General features: G+C 52.5%; 15 protein-coding genes, 1 tRNA gene and 2 pseudogenes. 8 read left to right on the forward strand and 10 right to left on the reverse strand.

What is annotated here, in order from left to right:
• Nucleotides 1-19: 19 nt before the first annotated feature.
• Together ABD035_RS14225 and ABD035_RS14230 are read right to left on the reverse strand one after the other, a co-directional pair.
• Entirely contained in the window at nucleotides 20-730 is a 711-nt protein-coding gene (locus ABD035_RS14225; RefSeq protein WP_343870852.1) for a PDC sensor domain-containing protein, read from the reverse strand.
• 18 nt (nucleotides 731-748) lie between these two features.
• Complete coding sequence (locus ABD035_RS14230) at nucleotides 749-1,474, reverse strand: FadR/GntR family transcriptional regulator (protein WP_212712688.1); 726 nt, start codon at nucleotides 1,472-1,474, stop codon at nucleotides 749-751.
• A gap of 312 nt (nucleotides 1,475-1,786) precedes the next feature.
• Between ABD035_RS14230 and ABD035_RS14235 the strand changes: the two genes are divergently transcribed.
• Nucleotides 1,787-3,211 (forward strand): gamma-aminobutyraldehyde dehydrogenase, encoded by a 1,425-nt coding sequence (locus tag ABD035_RS14235; protein WP_343870854.1) that lies wholly within the window; start codon nucleotides 1,787-1,789, stop codon nucleotides 3,209-3,211.
• A gap of 547 nt (nucleotides 3,212-3,758) precedes the next feature.
• Here the strand turns inward: ABD035_RS14235 and ABD035_RS14240 are convergent.
• Entirely contained in the window at nucleotides 3,759-4,061 is a 303-nt protein-coding gene (locus ABD035_RS14240; RefSeq protein ID WP_212712686.1) for a helix-turn-helix domain-containing protein, read from the reverse strand.
• Between the two features lie 4 nt (nucleotides 4,062-4,065).
• Nucleotides 4,066-4,419: pseudogene (locus ABD035_RS14245) on the reverse strand (type II toxin-antitoxin system RelE/ParE family toxin).
• Nucleotides 4,420-4,648: 229 nt separating this feature from the next.
• Between ABD035_RS14245 and ABD035_RS14250 the strand changes: the two are divergent.
• Nucleotides 4,649-4,789 carry a hypothetical protein gene (locus ABD035_RS14250; RefSeq protein WP_343870855.1) on the forward strand — a complete coding sequence of 47 codons (141 nt, stop codon included), beginning with the start codon at nucleotides 4,649-4,651 and terminating at the stop codon, nucleotides 4,787-4,789.
• Between the two features lie 532 nt (nucleotides 4,790-5,321).
• Here ABD035_RS14250 and fhuE read toward each other — a convergent pair.
• Entirely contained in the window at nucleotides 5,322-7,538 is a 2,217-nt protein-coding gene (gene fhuE / locus ABD035_RS14255) for a ferric-rhodotorulic acid/ferric-coprogen receptor FhuE (protein ID WP_343870857.1), read from the reverse strand.
• A gap of 402 nt (nucleotides 7,539-7,940) precedes the next feature.
• On the opposite strand from fhuE, the gene ABD035_RS14260 reads away from it, so the two are divergent.
• The 4 genes from ABD035_RS14260 to ABD035_RS14275 all read left to right on the forward strand — a co-directional run bounded on the left by ABD035_RS14260 (nucleotide 7,941) and on the right by ABD035_RS14275 (nucleotide 12,053).
• Nucleotides 7,941-9,035 (forward strand): YncE family protein, encoded by a 1,095-nt coding sequence (locus ABD035_RS14260; RefSeq protein WP_343870858.1) that lies wholly within the window; start codon nucleotides 7,941-7,943, stop codon nucleotides 9,033-9,035.
• Between the two features lie 315 nt (nucleotides 9,036-9,350).
• Nucleotides 9,351-10,742, forward strand: coding sequence for an NAD-dependent succinate-semialdehyde dehydrogenase (locus ABD035_RS14265; RefSeq protein ID WP_343870859.1), 1,392 nt, complete (start codon nucleotides 9,351-9,353; stop codon nucleotides 10,740-10,742).
• A gap of 739 nt (nucleotides 10,743-11,481) precedes the next feature.
• On the forward strand, nucleotides 11,482-11,814 hold the full coding sequence (locus ABD035_RS14270) for a gamma-glutamylcyclotransferase family protein (protein ID WP_343870860.1): 333 nt from the start codon (nucleotides 11,482-11,484) through the stop codon (nucleotides 11,812-11,814).
• A 163-nt stretch (nucleotides 11,815-11,977) separates the two neighbouring features.
• Nucleotides 11,978-12,053: transfer RNA gene (locus ABD035_RS14275), tRNA-Asn, on the forward strand.
• 259 nt (nucleotides 12,054-12,312) lie between these two features.
• Here the strand turns inward: ABD035_RS14275 and ABD035_RS14280 are convergent.
• Nucleotides 12,313-13,370: pseudogene (locus tag ABD035_RS14280) on the reverse strand (IS3 family transposase).
• A 529-nt stretch (nucleotides 13,371-13,899) separates the two neighbouring features.
• Nucleotides 13,900-14,805: a LysR family transcriptional regulator gene (locus tag ABD035_RS14285; protein ID WP_343870861.1), complete on the reverse strand. Its 906-nt coding sequence runs from the start codon at nucleotides 14,803-14,805 to the stop codon at nucleotides 13,900-13,902.
• Between the two features lie 168 nt (nucleotides 14,806-14,973).
• Between ABD035_RS14285 and ABD035_RS14290 the strand changes: the two genes are divergently transcribed.
• Nucleotides 14,974-16,512, forward strand: a complete 1,539-nt coding sequence (locus ABD035_RS14290; protein ID WP_343870862.1) for an MFS transporter — start codon at nucleotides 14,974-14,976, stop codon at nucleotides 16,510-16,512.
• 38 nt (nucleotides 16,513-16,550) lie between these two features.
• Nucleotides 16,551-17,801, forward strand: a complete 1,251-nt coding sequence (locus ABD035_RS14295) for an MFS transporter (RefSeq protein WP_343870863.1) — start codon at nucleotides 16,551-16,553, stop codon at nucleotides 17,799-17,801.
• Between the two features lie 39 nt (nucleotides 17,802-17,840).
• On the opposite strand, the gene ABD035_RS14300 is transcribed toward ABD035_RS14295, so the two are convergent.
• From ABD035_RS14300 to ABD035_RS14310, 3 genes are all read right to left on the reverse strand, one after another.
• On the reverse strand, nucleotides 17,841-19,145 hold the full coding sequence (locus tag ABD035_RS14300) for an NtaA/DmoA family FMN-dependent monooxygenase (protein ID WP_343870864.1): 1,305 nt from the start codon (nucleotides 19,143-19,145) through the stop codon (nucleotides 17,841-17,843).
• A gap of 524 nt (nucleotides 19,146-19,669) precedes the next feature.
• The gene (gene yajD / locus ABD035_RS14305; RefSeq protein ID WP_343870865.1) at nucleotides 19,670-20,017 is read right to left on the reverse strand and encodes an HNH nuclease YajD; all 348 of its coding nucleotides are present in this window, start codon (nucleotides 20,015-20,017) and stop codon (nucleotides 19,670-19,672) included.
• 278 nt (nucleotides 20,018-20,295) lie between these two features.
• Nucleotides 20,296-20,856: a GNAT family N-acetyltransferase gene (locus ABD035_RS14310; protein ID WP_343870866.1), complete on the reverse strand. Its 561-nt coding sequence runs from the start codon at nucleotides 20,854-20,856 to the stop codon at nucleotides 20,296-20,298.
• Between the last annotated feature and the right edge of the window lie 442 nt (nucleotides 20,857-21,298).

Below are 21,298 nucleotides of genomic sequence, written 5' to 3' on the forward strand. Positions count from 1 at the left end.
TGACAGGTAAGCTATCAGCTCAGTACGGCGCAAACAACATAAAGTGCTGCCGGCGAAGCGTATCGCCCTGCTGTTCATCGTCAATCAACGTCCCGGTCCGGTAACGCGGATGACTGGAGATCATCACTCTGCCACCCGGATTAGCGATGACCAGTTTTTGCCGGCATTGACGAAGTAAGGCAAGTAATTCTGCCTCTATCACACTGACCAGCACATCTACCGCCGCAATGCCGACCTGCTTATGGTTAAGCATCACCGGCGAGGATGCCGTCAGTGTATAGGCCGAGGTACAGACGTAATCCACATACGGTCCGTGCAGAGATACGCTTTCGGTATCCCGGGTATTTCTAAACCATTCAAAGGTACTGAAGTCCAGCCGTTGCTGCGTGGCCTGGTCCAGTTCCAGACAGGAATTCTGATTTTTTCGGGAGTTTTTAAACCACCATTCCAGAAACCAGTAAGGCTGCTTATCCTCCGGCAGATGATGATGACAGGCAAACCCTGCGCCGAAACAATACCGGCTTTCGGCAAGCGTGTGTTCAATCACCGGGAACAGGGCTTTTCTTAACTGGCTTTCGGGCAGCTTGCGGGGAAAGTGCTCAGCATCCGCCATCACCGAGAGTACGTCAGCCATGCCGGCAGAGAGCGCGGCTGCCGATGCGGCAACCGAACTGAACAGATGTTCAGTTCTTTCAGCGACACAGACTTTAACTTCATCTTCATTTAACATGTTATTCCTGCCGCGGAGCTAGAGCGTTTGTACGCTGAACTTAAACTCGATCAATCTGGACGTAAAATGGTCAATCAGTGTCCCGGCCATTCTGGCTGCCAGCTGTTCATCCTGCGTCCGGAAGGCAGCGATAAGGTGACGATAGTCATCCACGATCTGCCGGTGAAATGTCTCTGACTGATAGAGGATGGTGACCAGTGCCGCCCATTCAGCCTGAATCATCAGTTCCTGATGCGCTATCCGTGCCGACTGGGAGTTAGCCGCAATGGTCAGCAAACATCGCATATCGGATTGACAGCGAAGTTCCGGGCTGTCCGACTGTTCAAGTACGTCGATAAACTCTGTTAATCCCTGCCGATCTTTTTCGGTCATCCGCGTGGCGGCGAGCCGGGTTGCATGACAAAAAATAGCACTGTGCCATTCGCCGAGATCCGACAGATATTCGGTACTGATATTGTAAAAAGGATCTTCCGGTGCCGCCTCTTTCTGAACTGAGTCGGCCACAAAACTGCCCCCGTTCCGGCCGCGGGCGGTATAAATCAGCCCCCGGGCCCGCAGGGTGTTCAGTGCTTCCCGGATGGTAATATGTGAAACACCCATCATCCTGGCCAGATCAGCCTCATTCGGTAATTGCTCATTGGCTGACAATAAACCGGAAATAATGGCATTAGCCAGTCGTTGTATGATCTGGTCTGAACGACTGGACTGACCGATAGGCGAAAAAATCACAGCATGAGTAATCATAGGCCTCGTGATTTCTTGAGGTAGAGCTCAATTAAGGGGGAAGACAGACGGAGCGGGATTTTCGTTCTCCGGCGGTCATAAGACAATACCTCCGGATAACTTGCCCGCAGCTGACGTTCCCCTTTCCCTGTTAATCTCACCATTGCGTCCTTACCGTAGGTTCCGTTCGGGTGAAGTTACACGCTGATTTTATCATTTCTTTCCCCCCTCCACCGGTCTGCTTTCATATAAAAATCGTATGATGCTGTCGCTATAAATTCCCATTCACGGATGATAAAACATAATAAATATTATGATTAAGGATAAAACACCGTGCGCAAATTATCGCATTTTATCAATCATGCTTTTACTGCGGGAACGTCCTCTGACTATTTTGAGTTAATCAGCCCGGTTAGCGGCGAAGTCTATGCACTATCACCCGAGGCAGGTCAGGCCGAAGTAGAGGCTGCGTATGATGCTGCGCATGCGGCTTTCCGGATCTGGAAAAAGACGACCCCATCACAACGGCAGCGGGCATTGCTGCAGCTTGCAGACGCGATAGAAGAGAATGCCGATAAGATTATCACTGTGCAGAGCCAGGAAACCGGACAACTTCGGCACTTTATCCGGCAGGAAGAGATTATGGCCTCCTGCGATACACTTCGCTTCTTCGCCGGTACAGCACGTTGTATGGAGGGTAAGAATTCCGGCGAATACTTAGCGAATATGAACTCGGTGATCCGCCGCGAGCCACTGGGGGTAGTTGGTCAGGTCACCCCCTGGAACTATCCGTTTATGATGGCGGTATGGAAAATTGCTCCGGCACTGGCGGCCGGCAATACGGTAGTACTGAAACCCAGTGATACCACCCCACAGAGTACCCTGCTGCTGGCTGAACTCGCCGCACCGTTTTTCCCGGCCGGGGCCATTAATGTGTTACTGGGCAAAGCGGCCACCGGCTCGCGGGTGATTTCATCTCCGCGGGCGGCGCTGGTCTCTATCACCGGCTCGGTTCGGGCTGGCCAGCAGGTCGCCGCCTCCGCCGCAGAGAACCTGACGCGGGCACACCTGGAGTTGGGTGGAAAAGCCCCGGTGATCGTCTTTGACGATACGGATATTCCGCAGGCCGTTGAAAAAATTTGTGCTGCCGGCTTTTTCAATGCCGGTCAGGATTGTACTGCGGCCACACGGCTGATTGTTCAGCAGACGATTTATCCCTCCTTCCTGGAGGCGATGAAAGTGGAGATAGGAAAATTACGGTATGGTCATCCGGAAGATACCTCGGCGTTTTATGGGGCACTGAACAGCTTAAGACAACGTGATCAGGTCCGTGGTTTTATCGAACGCCTGCCCGCCCATGCCCGAATTGAAACCGGCGGAAAAGCCGGTGAGGGGCCGGGCTTCTACTTTGAACCGACATTAATTTCCGGACTCTGCCAGCAGGATGAAGTCATTCAGCAGGAAATTTTCGGTCCGGTGATGACCATTCAGTCATTTACTACCCCGGAAGAAGCCACTGAAATGGCGAATGATGTGGACTTCGGGCTGGCGGCCAGCGTATGGACGCAGGATCTCCGTCTGGCACACAGGATCAGTCATGATCTCGAGTTTGGTACCGTCTGGATCAATAACCATATTCCGCTCTGTGCCGAAATGCCTCATGGCGGCTTTAAAAAGTCCGGTTACGGCAAGGACTTATCTGCCTACTCGCTGGAAGAATATACCCGAATCAAGCACATCATGACCGATATTTCGTGACCCTGGCCGGTCCTCCGCATAGAGAGGGCCGGTTTCAGCACTCCCCCCGCCAGCGATGCCGGAAGACAGCAAGAGACTACTGATGGTCAGACCGGCAAAGGATCATCGTTTCCACCGCCATCACAAATTCGCCCCCTTCATCCGGTACACTCCCACCGGAAGAAGCACTAACCATTCATAATGTTCCCCGAACAGGGCTCATTATCCCGCCGATCACACGGGTACGGTTGTACCGGACGGTTGCTCAGACGGCAGGTACAGGTCTTTTCTGCCTTCCGGCGCCGCTCACAGCATAACAGTCAGAACGAATAACAAAGACTGACAGACACACTGCATGGGGCACCATTCACAGGGTTATGAAGGTAAATTTAAACTCCGCCCCCTCCGGTCGAAAAGAGTGCATACGTCACTTCCCGCACTGTGCCTTAAAGTGACGCGCCGGATGGGTGTCATCAATAAAAATCGCAGACTACTGCAGCACTGCGTCAGTCTTTGCCGGTAACAGTGTCTCCGGAAACATCGTTCTCTTATTAAGAGAGCGCGGGATTTACAGTACAAACCCGTAGTGAGAACCATCCGGTAATTCAACATCCAGGCGCAGTTTTCCTCCGGTTGCCTCGATATAACGCTTAAGCGTGGACAGTTTCAGGTCGCGCCCCGGTTTTTCCATACCGGCAACCGTCGGTTGTTTGATACCCAGCGCCTTCGCCATGTCGACCTGCGTTTTTTGTACTTTCTCGCGCAGTTCAGCAAGGTGGATATTCAGCAGGATGTCCGTAGCCATCGCCTGAGCTTCGGCCACGACTTCAGGTTTTTCATCCGCAATAAGCTGCTCCAGCGTTCTGCCCATCGCGTTACTCCTTCTCTCTCATTGTGTTCAACCAGAGGGTGAATTCCCGATCTGCCACCGGGAGCATCTCATCGTAAAAACGTTTTTCATTGCCAACTTTATTTCCGGCACACAGCACAATACCTGCACGGGCCGGATCAAAAGCGAAAAATGCCCGTATGGGTTTCCCCCGGCTCTGAATGCGTAACTCTTTCATATTGCTATAGCGAGAGCCTCTGAGCGTATCGGCATAAGGCCGGGACAAACCCGGCCCCTATTCTCTCAGGACCATCAGGGCTGCAAGTACGCAAGCCCGGTCGGTATCATTGAGCGAGGAATACCAGTGATCAAACCTATCCGTTGTTTTAATCGTCCACACAAGCCCTCCTGAGAAATATAGCCTAAAACCTATATAGTCGCAAAGCTATAATTCCGATAATAAAGTGATAGCAAGAGGGATTCACGTATCGTTATGGCAAGCCCGGTGAGGTCTTCAGGTCTTTCTGTGAATATCCTGCACGGTATTCACCGTTTTGAGATCTGTATCGAAATCAGTTCAGGAATTGATGTCATTTGGTGAATAGTCTTCACTGCCACGTAATCTGCGAATGGCAAAGGTATTCCCGGTCACGGCAAAACCCGCCGGGTTGCAGGCTGCCTGTAAAGCGAAGAGTGCCCCTGACGAGAATCTGGTGCCCGGGGAAGATCATGCGAGTGTGAGTGGTGGTGAAAACTGGTTTAAGCAATAACCCTAACGAAAACCCGCTGACTGGTTTCGTCACGACCCGGAACGTCAGAACGGGATTTGATATCCCTCTTTCGCCTGGTCCCGCGGTAAAGCAGCCAGCGTTGCTGTACCTTCTGATCTCTGATTTGCGCAGGCACGGAGGTCTGAAACAGACCGTTTTCCCCGAATCAGAACCCTTTATTTTTATTATTCCATTTTTGATAGCAGCCTGTTTGTCTGCGACCTGAATTATGCTCTCAGACATCCGTGAGGGTTACAGGTCAGTCAACCTTATGCAGGTCTGCCGGATTCATGCCGCCTGATGCTTTATCATTTATGTTATTTACTGCTATCTCTCATGCGTGCGGAATCTTCCGCTTATCAATGGCCAGAGGTTCTGTGGGTAGAAACCTGTGGATTTTAACCACTGCTGACGGCTCTGAATCCCGCAAGGTAACGGGGGTAGCCGTCAGCTAAATCACCGCTATTTCCGGTAGATTGAACACACGTCAACCCATGCCATTGTCCCTATGGCCCGGATCTTTTTTCACCGGTCAGAACTGATAAGAAAGGCTGACCGACGCGCTGCGTGGAGCGCCATACACATAATTGTTCAGGTAACTGTAATAGGTCCGGTTAAACAGGTTGCTGATATTTGCCTGTACCGAGAGCTGACGAGTGACCTGATAACGGGCAAACAGAGCTGCCAGCGGATAACTGCTCTGATACACCCGTACGGTCTCACCGTCCGCACCGGTCACATCGTCAAAAATGCGGTTTTGCCAGTTGACGCCCCCACCGACGGTTAAATCAGGCATCGACGGCACCTGATAGCGTGCAAAGAGCTTCAGAGATGTCTGTGGTTGTTCCGGATTGAAACGCCCCTCAGCATCCCGGGCCACATAACGGGTTGCGCCAAACGTCATTTCCAGATTATCCGTGACCGCACCGTTAAGCTCAAACTCAACCCCTTTGCTGACGGCGCCTTTAACCGCGGTGTAAGCCTGTTCACTGCTATTATTGACGTAGACCCCGTTCTCTTCCTGACCGACATTGTCCTGTTCTATGCGGAATACCGCGAAGGTCGCCGTCAGCCGGCCATTCAGCCAGTCAGATTTCAGACCCGTTTCATAACTTTTTCCGGTCACCGGGGCCAGTGTCTGACCGGACCCCGTCCGGTAAGTCTGTGGCAGGAAGATGGAGGTATAACTGGCGTAAGCCGACAGCGCATCGTTGATGTCATAGACCAGCCCCGCATACGGGGTAATGTTATTTTTCGCCATATTCCCGCTGGTGCCGTCGGTGTTCCATTGGGTATAACGCGCACCCGCAATCAGTGTCAACGGGTCAGCCAGTGAGAATCGTGCCGCCGTATAGGCCGATTTCTGCCGGACAATATCATTAGCATTCACATACCAGCTTTGCCATTCAGGTTCGGCAATATTCCCGCTCCAGTGATTATCAAACACCCCCATATCGGCAGCTGAGATATCGTAGTTATCCGCATCCGTAATGCCGTCCTGACTGTAAGTGGCATTATGCTGACGGCTATAGCTGATCCCTGCCATTAACTGATGCTCACGCCCCAGCAGACTGAACGGTCCGCTGGCATAGGTATCGACCGAATCCAGGGAACGGTGTCCGCGATCCTTACTGCCAAACCCGGTCGCCCCTTCGCCTGTATCCTCATCCGGGTATGTCATCACATCCAGCAGTTTGTCATTAAAGGTACTGATCGCATGTGTGCCGTTGATACGGTATATCCAGCCGTTATCAAAATGATGCACCAGATTGGCTAACAGCTTGTGCGAGTTGGTGTTATAACGCGTCCAGTCAGCGGCAGAGTTGAGACTGCGGCGATAATGCGTTAAGTCACCGTTGCTGTAGAAATCCGGTAAGCCCCCCCAGGTCGGGTTACCGGTTTCGGTATCATTATAATCATAGCCCAGCGAGAGCGTTGTCCGTTCACTGAGGTCAGCCCCGGCCACGCCATAAAAGAACTTACTGGTTTTATGATAGCGGTCGAGCCAGCTGTCCTGATCCTGATAGCCCGTCACCACCCTGCCACGCAATGAGCCTGACGCATTCAGAGGGCCCGAAAGGTCCGCCACATAACGCTGGTTATTGCGGGTGCCATAACTGGCGGTCAGATTTCCGGTGAAGGTTTTGCTGTCGGCTTGTGTACGGACCATGTTAACCGAGGCGGCGGGATTTCCGGCTCCGGTCATCAGGCCCGTGGCCCCCCGCACTACCTCGATTCTGTCGTAGATTGCGGTGTCTGAAGCCGCATCACCAAAGTTCCAGTCATCATTCACCGAGGTGGGGATGTCGTCGAAGGTAAAACTGCTGATTTTGAAGCCCCTCGAATAATATTCAGAACGTTCACTGTCCACCAGATCCGCCGAAACACCGGTAGTATTGGCCAGAACCTGCCCGATGGATTGCAGATCCTGATCCTTCATTCTGGCCTGAGTGATTACGCTCAGTGACTGAGGGACATCCCGGGGTGTCATCAGCATTTTTGTGCCGGCACGGGTAGTCTGTACCGTATAATCGGTTTTCTTCCCGCTATCCGCGGCCCCGGGACTGCCGGTAACGACTAAGTCTGACACATTACTGTCGGTGGCTGGTGTGGCAGAACTGTCTGCGGCCTGAGCGGCCAGTGAGCCGATACTCCACTGAACAGCGAGAACCAGCAACGAGACACGAAACGTACGATGGCGAAACGACAGAATGCTGTCTTCAGCCCCTGCATGATGGTTGCCGGACATGTTATCCCCTGACAAAGATGAATGACGAACGTTGTTATAATGTTTACCCGGAAGCCGCAGCCCATTACCCGGCTACCAGATAAAGAATGATAAGGATAATGATAATTATTTCTTTTCAGGAAATACTAAAAAGTTACATTTCTAAATATAACCATTTGTATAAAAGTAATAAAAGTGACGGATGTTTTAATTTAAGATGCTGATACATAAACATTAATCAAAAATCATACCGGTTAAAGACTAAATTAACCGGTAAATACTTTCCTTTGCACTTCCCGGTCTGCTCACGCAGCATCGCAAGATTTACTTCTTAATGGTTAATGCGTATGCTTCTCATTCTTTTTACTATTTGCTACTGAAAGTCAGCACTGAACGCCGCCTTTCACCCTTCCGGAGCTAAGAATGAAACCATTATTCAGCGCACGTAACGCTGCACTGGCTGTTGCTATTGCCACGACCTTTGGCCTGACTGCCTGCCAGGCCCCTGCCGGAAAAGCTCCGCCTCCGGCCGTGACCGCCACGAAAACCGCGCCGGCTGATCAGTCTCTGACTCAGCGTGAATTAGGCGATGGGTTGTATGAAATGGCCTACTCACAGGAGGCAGGTGTTCTGTATGTCGCCAGTGCGCAAAGCTTTAAAAATGTGAACGGCGGTGTGCTGTACCGTCTGGATCCGCGCACACTCAAAGTGGTCGGGGAAACGCACACCGACCTGAAAAACTTTGGGATGGCGACCGATGCGCAAGGCAAGGTGTTTTACACCACAAATACGCTGGATGGCGGGGTCTCGAAAGTCGATGCACAGACCGGTAAGGTGCTGCAGCGTCTGATGTTCGGAGGTAAAGATAAAGAGGGTGATGCGATAGGCGCACGTGAAATCTTATGGCATGGCAATGAATTATACGTTGGGGCTGTGGCCGACCCGGGCTTTATCTCCGTCGTGGATACCCGCACTTTTCGCCTGAAAACACGGATCAAAAATGCCGGTAAATGGGTCACCGGGATCATTTATTCTCCGCTGACGGACAAAATCTACGCCGCCAATGGCGGCGGGGAAATCCTGGTCATTAATCCGCACAGCCATAAAATCGAAAAACGCCTGACGGCGGAAGATGGCAAAGCGTATCTGTTCCTGAATATGGCTGAAGATCCTGCCACAGGACGTCTGTTTGTCACCGATGATTCAAAACAAAAAACCACCCTGGTCTTTGATGAACATACCGGTAAGGTGATTAAACGTCTGCCGGGCGATGCGCTGGGCATTAAATTCAATGCAAAACGCAATGAACTGTATATCAGCCAGCGTGAATCGAAGAAAGTGCTGGTACTGGACGGCACCACCTATGCCGTAAAACATCACTGGTCGTTCAGCAGTCACCCGAACAGTCTGCTGGTTTCTCCGGACGGTAATACCCTGTATGTCACCGTGAAACAGGACTTTAATAAAGATATGTCAACCAAAGGCCCTGACAGCATTGTTCGCATCTCCCTGAACTGAGTCCTTCAGTCTACGGGCATGTAAGGTAAGCCGCCTTTCCGGCAGGCCGCCCGGGTCTGCCGGAATTATCCGCGACATCCACGCTATAGGGCTTTGCTGTCCAGGACAGAGACCGTCATACCCTTGCAGATATTAAGGGTAATCACCTGAAAATACTAAAAAATGTGACCTATAACACCAATAGAGCGTGCCATCTGGAATATCCGGTCATCTTTACTTATAAATCACTTAACGAAAGAGTAATGACACCCCGGGGAAAAATCCCCCCTACGGACTGAGGCAATACGCCCGGCCGGTTAACAGAAGGTACGCTTTATGCCATTTTCAACCATTAATCCCTACACCGGTGAAACGATAAAAACTTTTGCGGATGCTACCGACAGCGAAATCGCCGCGGCGATCACCCGTGCCGATGAAACCTTTAAACAATGGCGTGTGCTTTCCATCAGTGACCGTGTGCCAGTGTTACAGAAAGCCGCAGATATCCTGCGGGAAAGGAAAACAGCATTCGCCAAAATCATCACCCTGGAGATGGGCAAGATCCTTGCCGAGGCAGAAGCCGAAGTAGAATTATCTGCCGCAATATTCGAATACTACGTGAACAACGCCGGCAAACTGCTGGCAGACGAGCCGCTACCGGTGACCGACCCGGCGGAAGGCAAAGCCGTACTGGTCCACCAGCCCCTCGGCGTCATTCTGGCCATCGAGCCCTGGAACTTTCCGTTCTATCAGATTGCCCGTATTCTGGCCCCGCAGCTGGCCGCGGGTAATACCTTGCTGCTGAAACATGCCTCTAATGTGCCTCAGTGTGCCGAAGCCTTCCAGCAACTGATGCTGGATGCCGGGCTACCTGCCGGCGGATTCACCAATCTGTTCCTGCCACACAATAAAATTGAGGACGTACTGAAGGATCCGCGTGTGCACGGCGTAGCCCTGACCGGGTCAGAAAAGGCCGGGGCCAGTGTGGCGCAGACGGCCGCAAAATACCTGAAAAAATCTACCCTGGAACTGGGCGGTACGGATGCCTTTGTAGTACTGGCCGATGCGGAACTGGATAAGACCGTCAAATGGGCAGTGTTCGGGCGGCACTGGAATGCCGGCCAGGTGTGCGTGTCATCCAAGCGGATGATCATCAACGAAAAAATTTATGATACTTTCCTGGAAAAATACACCGCCGGTGTCGCTGCACTGAAAGCCGGTGACCCGATGGACAGCAGCACGCAACTGGCCCCTCTTTCATCACAGCGGGCGGCGGATAGCGTGCGGAAACAGATTGAAAATGCCGTCAAACATGGTGCGATCGCCACAGAAGTCGGTGAGAAGGTTCCGCAGCAAGGTGCCTTTGTTCAGCCGACCATACTGACCAATGTCACACCGGATAACCCGGCATGGTATGAAGAGTTCTTTGGCCCGGTATCCATGATTATTAAGGCCCGGGATGACGAAGATGCCGTGCGTATTGCTAATGACTCGCACTTCGGGCTGGGAGGCTCAATATTCACAGCGGATACCCGCTACGGTTATGCCCTGGCAAAAAAAATCACCACCGGGATGGTCTTTATCAACCACCCGACCATGGTTAAAGCGGATCTGCCGTTCGGCGGAGTAAAACGCTCGGGATATGGCCGTGAATTGCTCGGCCTGGGCCTGAAAGAGTTTGTTAACCACAAACTGATCGACGTTGTGGATATTGATGCACCGTTCTGACCCGCCGCGCCCGGTCTGCTGACCCGGCCCGGTGTGATAGCCCCGTTCTGCACGGGGCTTTTTTATCCGCCTTTCCCGGCAGGGAAAATGCTCAGAAGCACCAATAAGAATTAACAGCGCTGTAGGGAAGTGATCCCCGGTCAGGGGGATGTCTCCGGGGGGCATGGTCCCTGCGTCTCTGCCAGTCATCCCGGTAATCCCGTCATCTATCCCCAAAATCACGCTGGCAAAAATGCTGTCGAATGACCCATAACCCTGACGCCGGTCACTTAAGCAAGTAAGGCCCGAAAATTCGGGCCCGGGGTGAAGCGGAAAAAGGTTGCCACCCGTCTTAATTCACACTTCTTCAAAGCATGATCAGGAATTTATATTCATTCAAACGCTTAACGTAAGGATATAGCCATCGCCCCGGTCAATATCCGCTTTAACTGAGCTGATTAAAAAGTCATTGATATCCTTCATCCGCAGGCCAGGTATCATCTTTATTTTTATCTGATCGCCGCGTTCTGTACCACAGACGACAGACTCACAGGCTGACGACATTCATAACACTTTTCGTACCGGGTATCCCCTCAGGGCGGCCGGACCGGCGAAACAGCTGGCTTTGCTGGGATACGGAGGTCCGTCACTCCGGCATCCGTCACAGAGGCCGGCATTCACCATGCTCTTCTGCCTTGTGTTAGCCGTTGTCGCCGGGTATGTTGGCAGAATACAGCCCCCTGCTACTGATGAGGTACTTATGACTCCCCTTTTCGTCTACGGAACATTACGCCCCGGCCAGTGCAATGCCTGCCTGCTGGAAAATATCGGCGGTGAGTGGCAAGCCGGAACCATCCACGGGAGATACTTTGCAAGTGGCCGGGGAGCCGCAGCCGGTTTCCCGGGCGTTGTCCTTGACCCTCAGGGCGCAGCTATCGAAGGATTTCTGTTTTTCTCAGAGCATCTGCACCATCACTGGCAACGGCTGGATGAGTTTGAAGACGGGTATGACCGGGTACTGACAGAAGTCACCACCCCGGATGACCGCCAGATCAGCGCCTGGGTCTATCAGTTGCAGCCTGGTTGCGTATAACTGCCGGGTCTGGCGAATCCGTCTTTATTTGTCCCCGGCAAAGCAGTCAATCAGCGCCCCGCCGCTGATTGTATCTTTTATCAGCAAACAGTTCATTCGCGGCTAAAACTGCTTTGACAACCCGGCCCGGCCCCGTTACTATGCGCCCCGTCTTCACGACAATTCCTCTGTAGTTCAGTCGGTAGAACGGCGGACTGTTAATCCGTATGTCACTGGTTCGAGTCCAGTCAGAGGAGCCATATTTAAGAAACCCGCTTAAGGAAACTTAAGCGGGTTTTTTGTTTTTCTGCTGCTTTGCGAATCCTATCTGGTACTGATTTACATGGTTAGCGTGAAAAGTCTAGCCTTCCCGCTGCATTTTGATTTAATCCTCCGCATCGGGAAAAATTGGTGGTTAACTCCGGGGCAGGTTAGTTCGATTATGGAGCTGTAAGCGCACCCGTTTTAGTTCCACGCACTTTTTGAGATTTCCGGGGTTTCAGCCATCAGCCGGTATTCTTACGGCGTCAGCTTATTCAGGGATTCATGGGGGTACTCGCTGTTTTCTTCCATCAGCCAGCGCTCTGTAATTTCCCGTGCTTCATTCAGTGTTCTGAACAGGTAAAAATCCAGGATTTCTGCCCGGTATTTCCGGTTGAACCGTTCGATAAAGGCATTTTGTGTTGGCTTGCCCGGCTTAATAAATTCGAGCTGCACTCCATGTTCTTCGGCCCATTGTGCCAGCGCCTGTGAGACCGGTTCTGGCCGGTTGTCCATCCGTATTTTCAGCGGATATCCGCGGTGTGCCACGATCCTATCCAGCACTCTCATGACCCGCTGCGCCGGGATATTCAGATCAATTTCGATCGCCAATGCTTCGCGGTTAAAATCATCCGCTACGTTGAAAGTCCGAAAGCGTCTGCCGCACACCAGCGCATCGTGCATAAAATCGATGGACCAGCTCTGGTTCATCGCCTCTGGCGTCGCCAGCGGAGCCGGATTACGCACCGGCAGGCGCTGTTTTCCCTTACGGCGAAAATTCAGTTTCAGCAGGCAGTAAATACGGTGAACTCTTTTATGGTTCCAGGTATTGCCCTGCCTGCGCAGCACCAGAAAAAGCTTTTTAAATCCGTATCGCGGATAGCGTTCAGCCGCCACGGTCAGCGCCATAATGGCCGACTCCTTACGTCGCGTATCCGGCTGATAATGAAATACCGTCCTGCTCAGCGGCAATGTCCTGCATGTCTGGTGTCAGCTCATGGCACACTGCGCGGTCAGATAGTTGACCAGCACACGCTTTATCGCTGGTTTTAAAGCTTTTTTTCAATAACGTCTTTCATGGCTCGGCACTCAAGACTCAGGTCCGTAAACATCTGTTTGATACAGCGGTTTTCATCCTTCAAGTCTTTCATCTTTTTGATATCAGACGCTTCTATGCTGCCGAACTTCGCTTTCCAGTTGAAGTACGAGGCCTCAGAGATCCCGGCCTCGCGGCAGACATCCTTAACGGTGCGTCCGGCTTCGACGGACTTCAGAACGACGATGATCTGGTGTTCGTTAAATCGGGCTTTGCGCATGACGCTCCCCTCCGGGGACATAATCAGTATGCCGGAAGATCTCTAAAAGTGAATGGTTCTTTTTGCAGGGATACTTACAAGACTTCATCAATATAATGGTGGTTTGACGCCGAATGAATCAGAACGATTGTTCTGGAGAAACTCTAAAGCTGTGGCCAGTTTTTGTTGACCACTTCAATAAATCACTATCAATAAATTGGAGTCATTACCTATTTCGCAGATATATAGAAATCGGCGGAATATACGGCAGCGGCAGAGTAAGAATATCATCCGAAAAGTTTTTTTCTTCCGGGTACCGGGGGACTGTTGCCTCAATATGGGTACCTTCCGACAGCGGATCAACAACAACCGGGTGGGGTATCCTTTTTAGTTTTCCCTGTATCCCACAGTTTATTTTTATCTGTATCATCAGAGATCAGGATAATAGCAATACAGAAAGACCTTATCATTATCGTCGACAGACCGTCGTCAATACCTTTCAGAGACTCAGGAATCTGTCCCGGTATTTTATACGGCCCGGGCTATTTTATTACCCGTGACTGCCCCGACGTTCATTAAACAAATGATGGCACATAAAATCTATAAAAACGCGTAGTTTTGGCGACAGATAACGGCTTGAAGGCCAGAGAATATGAAATACCCCCTGATGCTGAGTATAGTCGCTTAACACCACTCTCAATTCACCTGCGGCAATCGACTGTTTCACCATAAAATCAGGCAGACAGGCAATACCTAATCCGGCTCTGGCTACCTCCACTAACGCCCCGGTGGTATTGCAAATCATTGAAGCCGGTAGCACCGGCGGAATTTGCCCCTCAGGTACCGCTAAAGGCCAGGTTTCGAAACGGCCGGTACCGGGGAATTTATGCTGCAGGCAAGCATGCTGCTGTAAATCTGCCGGGACTAAAAGCGCAGGATGTTTATCAAGATAAGCCGGTGAGGCAACCAGCAGTAGCTGAAACTTACCTAACTGACGTGACATCAGCCGGGAATCACTCAGTGCGCCGGTGCGGATCACTGCATCAAATCCGTCGTTAATCACATCCACCAGGTTATCGGTAAAATCGAGGTCGGGTTCAATGTCAGGATAACGCGCCATAAATTCCGTTATGGCAGGCATGACCAATTCGCTGACCAACGGTAAACTGATCCGCAGACGCCCTTTCGGTTTATGCTGTGTCTCCAGTAGTTCCTGTTCAGCGGCATCCAGTTCCTGCAAAATCCGCCGACAGCGTTCCAGAAACATCGCCCCCTCAGCCGTCACCGTTATGCTGCGCGTGCTGCGGTGCAATAACCGGACGCCCAGACGCTCTTCAAGACGTGCAACCCCCTTTCCTACTGCTGAAGATGAAACACCTAATATTCTTCCCGCGGCAGAGAAACTCCGTGTTTCTGCCGCATGAACAAAAAAGGTCATACCGGTTATTGATTCCATTGTATTTCCATTGAAGAAAATTTGTCCGAATTGTCAGGAACATTAACCTATTTATCTTTACTTCGCACCCTCTTAGCCTGTGCCGACGGGCAAAAAAATGACGCTTTCATCGGAGATTTCCCGTCATTCTTTTCTGCTGCTTAATTAACTTATTAACAAAGGATATCTATGACGCAATATCAGGTAGCTGATACCCCTTCAGATGTGCGAAAAGGAATATTATTACTGACCGCCTGTCTGACCGGTATTCTTATCCCCCTCTGCTTCACCGGGCCGGCAGTCGTTTTACCTGCTATCAGCCAGCAGTTGGGCGGAAGTGCAGTACAGCTCAACTGGGTCGTTAATGGATATATCCTGACCTACGGCAGTGCAATGCTGGCGGCCGGAAGCCTGGCCGACGTCTGCGGAAGAAAACGTGTGTGGATCGCCGGGTTGCTGTTATTTGTACTGGTAACCTTCGCCATTCCGCTGGCGACTTCGGTTATCGGGATTGATATTTTGCGCCTGTTACAGGGCCTCGGTGGCGCGGCGGCTTTCGCCGGAGCCATGTCATCTTTAGCCCGGACTTTTTGCGGACCGCGCCGGCCTCACGTATTTAGCATGTTAGGGACCACCTTCGGCATTGGTCTGGCATTCGGCCCGCTGGCGGCAGGCTGGCTGACCGGGATTGCCGGCTGGCGCTGGGTGTTTCTGGCCACGGCACTGATTGGTCTTATCGGACTGTTGCTGGTTATGGTTGCGGTAGAAGAGTTGCGGGATCCTGAGACCAACGGCCTCGACTGGCCCGGTGTTATCAGCTTTACCGCCACATTGACACTATTTACCTGTGCCGTATTGCTGGCTCCGCAAGCCGGCTGGAACAACAGAACCGTCATCATGTTGCTGATATCGGCACTGCTTTTACTTATCGCGTTTATTCGGATTGAGCACCGCGTTATCCACCCCATACTGGACCTAAGCCTTTTCCGCCAGGCCCGCTTTATCGGTGTTCAGGTACTGGCTGCGTCACCGGCGTTTTTTTTCGTGACGCTTATCGTCCTGCTCCCTGGCCGCTTTATCGGTATTGATGGCCTTTCAGCGTTCGCCGCCGGAAAAATGATGATTGCGCTGGCAGCTCCGCTATTACTGGTTCCCTTTATCGCCGCGTGGTTATCCTGCTGGTGGACTGCTGGCGTACTTTCCGCGACTGGCCTGGTATTGTCTGCACTGGGTCTGGTCTGGCTCGGGGAGGTAGTCGCTGGCGGTCCCGGGCCCGTACTGATTGCCCCCCTGGCTCTGATTGGTATCGGTATTGGCCTGCCCTGGGGGCTAATGGATGGTATGGCGGTAAGCGTTGTGGAGAAAGAACGTGCAGGGATGGCCACCGGTATCTTTAACTGTGTTCGCGTCACGGCGGACGGCGTAGCCATTGCTCTGGCCGGAGCGCTGCTTGCCTTTCTTATCCAGGGGTATCTGATGAATGCCCTGCCTGACTCGCCGGCCGGTGTCGTCGCTTCCGCTGCCAGCCGTGCCGCGCTGGGAGAACTGCAGCAGGCTGCCGCGCAGTCAGGGGGAATGCAAAAACTGATATTACAGGCTTATGATGCCGCGTTCCGCACGATGTTGTTTACGCTCGCAGGGCTTTCAGCGCTGACCGCGCTGCTCGTATTGAAGCTACTGGGACGTCAGCGTCCTCATCAGCCAGATCAAATCGAACATCGAATCTGAAAGCCGTTAGCGCTGATTTCTTTAACTAAGGTATGGCCATGAAAGGACAAAAAACACACCCTCCCCGGACAGTCTCATCTGCTGCGATGTACGGCTCAGCGTGGCTGGTCACCGCTGTATTTATACTGTCAAATTCACCCACACCGCTTTATGTGTACTGGCAGAACCGGTTAGGATTTTCAACCGGCACACTGACCCTGATTTTTGCATTCTATATTGCAGGATTACTGGGCACACTGTTCATTGCCGGACAGCTTTCCGACCGCTTTGGCCGCCGCCGGGTGCTGATACCCGGCCTTGTATCCGCACTGCTGGCCTGTATTTTATTCGCAGGTTCGGGGTCGGTAGCCTCTCTGGCAATAGCCCGGCTATTGACGGGGATCGCCGTAGGCGTAATGGTTTCAGCCGGGATGGCGGCCGTCGGTGATTTCGCGGATAACGGGCGCAGGCGTCAGGCTGCATTATTAGCCTCCGTTTCCATGGTGCTGGGCGCGGGTCTGGGTCCTTTACTGGCAGGAAGTGTGGCACAGATCTCGTCACAGCCTGCACATCCGGTCTTTATCATCGGATTTATCGTGCTTTCCAGCGCATTATGGGTTGCGCTGCGGCTACCCTACCCGACCCCGCCGGCAAAGCAGATACAGCGCATGCCATTGCGACTTCCCCGCATACCACGGGAAAACCGGCCTCATCTGACTTGCGGTATTCTGGCTTTTGGCCCCAGCATCACTGCGACGTCATTTGTGCTGTCGCTGGGTCCCTCGCTGCTTTCCCGTTTACTTCATATCCAAAACCCGATAATTGCTGGCGGCATCGCATGTGCCATGTTCCTGACGGCAACCGGTATACAGTTCGCACTGCGGCACTGGAACGTTCGCCGGATTTTTTTCGCAAGCGCAGGTGCAACGATCCTGGCGATGGTATGTCTTATCGCCGCAGTGCAGTATTCAGTGGCGTGGCTGTTGATACTTGCTGCACTGTTCGCCGGTGCAGGCCAGGGATTAGGCCAACTGGGAGGATTGACCCTGATCGGTCTGCATGTGCCGGATAATCGCCGGGCCGAAGCCAGCGCAGTAATGAATATCGGCGGATATATTCCGGCAGGGCTGTTGCCGGTAGCGGCCGGTTTTCTGATTGATTCTCTGGGGCTGGCTTCAGGCGCAACCTTGTTCGCATTGGTCGTCATCGTAGCGGCGACAGCGGGAGGGATTTTTATCAGTGGCTTATTACGCAAGGATTCAGCAACTCCCGACACTCACTCATCTGCCGTTACCCCTGAGAACAGCTAAAAGATCAACGCAGTCAGGCAAGCCTGACTGCGGCGTTACTCATGACCGCCATTCGCGTAACGGGGCCAGTTCGAGATTAGAACGAAAATCTTCGCCAACGTAATCGTTATCCAGCAACCCGCGGCGACGCAGCTCGGGCAATAACCCATTGATCAATAAATCCTCCTGATCAGGATTACCGAGACCATGCAGAGAGATCACATCCAGTACACCGGCGTTATAGCGTTCCTCGATAGCATCCGCCAACTGTTCCGGGACGCCGGCGACAAACCAGTGTCCGGTCTCTTCCGCCCTGTGGATGAGCTCTCGCAGTGTCAGCCCTTGTAAGGCATAATTGCGGAATATTTGCGCCCGCCCCTGACGACGATTCACCTGCGACACCCCGGGGATCAGTGCGGCAGGGACCGGCGCATCTAACGCTAATTCAGTCAGGTCCACCTCACCTCCCAGCATATCTGCCAGACGTAAGCGCCCTTGCGAATAGTCAATACGTTCATACTTTTGCTGCAGGCGGCGGGCGACTCCCTCCTCACTTTCGCCAATAATGGCGTGGAACGAATTCATAAAGAGCGGTAGTTCTCCTTCACGACTCACGCTAACGGCACGACGCTGTACTTCAGCCACAAAATTCACCGCATCGTCCAGCGTAGGTTGTGAAGTATAAATCACCTCAGCAAAGCGCACACCGAGATTGATCCCTGCATCAGATTGCCCGGCCTGAAACTGTACCGGACGCCGTTGCGGGGGCGGCGGTACATTTAACGGTCCTTCGACCTGAATATAGTCCCCGCGAAAATTTATCGGATGAAGTTTTTGAGGATCGATGGCGATCCCCCCTGCGGATTTACGCCATACGGCGGAAGGATCGTTAGCGTCTAATAATGCATTGTAAGCGCTGATAAATTCGCTGGCGCGCGCATAACGTTGATCCGGCGAGGGCAACGGCTCAAGGCCGAAGTTCTCTTCGCCGACAGAGGACGTCACTGCATTCCACGCCGCGCGGCCACCACTCAGATGGTCCAGCGTGGCCATTTGTCGCGCCAGATGATAAGGATGCAGCCAGCCAGTACTGACGGTAGCCACTAATCCGATATCACTGGTTTGCTGGCTGAGGGCTGACAGCGCAATCAGTGGATCCTGACTGCCGGTACTTCCTGCCAACCCGGCACGATCGGTCTGCAGTAAATCTGCGGTGAATAAACCCGTAATTTTTTCGCGTTCGGCAAGTTGTGCCAGCTTAGCGGCCCGCGATATACCGTAACCACGCTGTTTATCGTTAGAGGCCGTCACGACATTGCCGGCACCCACCAGCGTCTTCAATCGCCTGCGTTTCTGATTACCCAAACCCCGTTCCTTAGCCGAAGAAATTTTCTCTACAACATACGTCTTCGTGCTTAGAGGACACCACTAATAAAAATTGCAGAGCAATATCGCTCTGCACATTAAGCACAGACGCTTTGTCAACAACCGGATGAAACAGGGGCGACCGGGCGATTTATCGCCTGAAATGCCGGTAATATCCACGGGTAAACGCCACCACGCAAAATTAGCGTTGACACCCGCTCGTGTCTCACTGTTATGCATCCAGGCAACGTATTGTGCTGTCGTTCAGTCAGCAGAAAAACGGACGGTTACTCCGTGTGTCACAGGTTCAGAAGCACTCATTACATGCTCCGATCATGCGGGCAAAGAAGTCATTCCCCGGCAGGAAGACCTGTCATGGTGGCAGAACTGTTACCCTTAACTCCGGTTATTCGCCTGATGAGCAGGGAGCAGATGCCCGCCATTGACTGTGCAATCTGCGGGGTTTTAACCTCTCCGGGCACTGAGTCGTAGGGCCGGGGTTTCAGGTATCCCCGGTGCCGGGACTACTTTTTCTTATTCAGCATCGACTTTAAATCGGCAAACGGGTTAAAGGTCGCCACACCCATATCTTTCTGTGCATCTTCGCCCGCAACAACGCGGGTGCCATAGATATCGGCTTCGGTATATTTCGAATGTTCATGGTCGTGACAATACAGACATAGCAATTCCCAGTTGCTGCCGTCTTCCGGGTTATTGGTGTGATCGTGATCGATATGGTGAACCGTTAATTCCCGCAGATTGGAATAAACAAACTCCCGGGAACAACGCCCGCAGACCCACGGATAAATTTTAAGTGCTTTTTCACGATAGCCACTTTCCAGCCGCGCGTAGTTTTTTGGAATAAAAGCCATTGCCATTGTTACCTGTTATCAAAAAAGACGATGTGGGATTTTGCTGAAGCCAGCCGGTGCTCTTTTCAGCTGAGAAGCAGCCCCCTCTCTGAATGTGGCTATTCTACACGGGTAAACGATAACCTGACCACAGAGCCGTTAACAAACTCAGGATTGTCTTCTCTTTTTATCACCGCAACCGTGCTGATCCCGCCGACCTGCCGGTGACCATAGGAATCCGACCTACCGCCGAACCTTATACACCGGCAGTCATGCCCCCTGCGCCGGGAGAGGTTAAATCACCGGGCCTCCGGGCTCTGATCGCGGGAATTCCATTCATCACGGGTGATTTCCCATAATTCAGACATCAGCCAGCCGCTGACATAGTGCTTCTCTTCCGTCCGGATAAGCCGCATGCCACTGTTTTCTGAGATTACCCGGGAACGGTGGTTATCCGCGGCTTTCGGTGCCCGTAAAACGTCCCGTTTCAGGGTGTTGAACCAGTAATCGGTTACCGCAATACTGGCTTCACGCATATAGCCCTGCCCCTGATATTCAGGCACCAGCCAGAAACCGCGGTTATTATCGGGTATATCATATAAACAGATATGCCCGATAAGTTCTTCCGGGGTGCTCTTTCGGCGTACCGTCCAGCACCATGCCTGTCCCTTTTCCATCTGCGGCAGCGCAATAGAATTCACATAAAACTCTGCACCGTCCTCCGGATAGGGCCAGGGGACAGTCCCTGTCAGATAACGGACGATCTCCCAGCGCGGAAAGCATTGCTGGATCTGCGGCGCATCTTCACTGACCAGAGGGGTTAACCATAATCGGGATGTTTCCAGTACGGGTATCGGCATAGCAGGCTCCTGTCTCAGGTGATGATTCTGTATCGGGTATAACCTTTTCTACGGCAGCGCTTCCGAAAGCAATCCTGCCCGGGGTGCTGTATAAAATTCCCGCCGGGTCGTTATGCACTTTGGCCAACAGCCCCCCCGGCAACACAACAGGAGACGCCCGGCGGTCCGGTTTATATCGCGACAACGGGCGGAAGTGTTCCCGTCATCTTATCCGCCACGCCGGAGATCACCTGCGATGACGGCAGCCGGAAAGCCGCCTCAGGGATTGTCATCGCGGTTCCCTGAACCGTACCAGGAAATCAGCCGGCAGCAAAGTCACGGAACCACTCAGAGTCACCTGCGAGGGGCTGCCGAATATAAATTAATAACATCATGTTTTAAAAAAGGAAAATATTGTGAGTGATTCTTCGGTCGGGCTGAGTACGAAGTTCCCCCATCGCCG

This window comes from Tatumella terrea (genome assembly GCF_039523755.1).
Classification (GTDB): Bacteria; Pseudomonadota; Gammaproteobacteria; order Enterobacterales; family Enterobacteriaceae; genus Tatumella; species Tatumella terrea.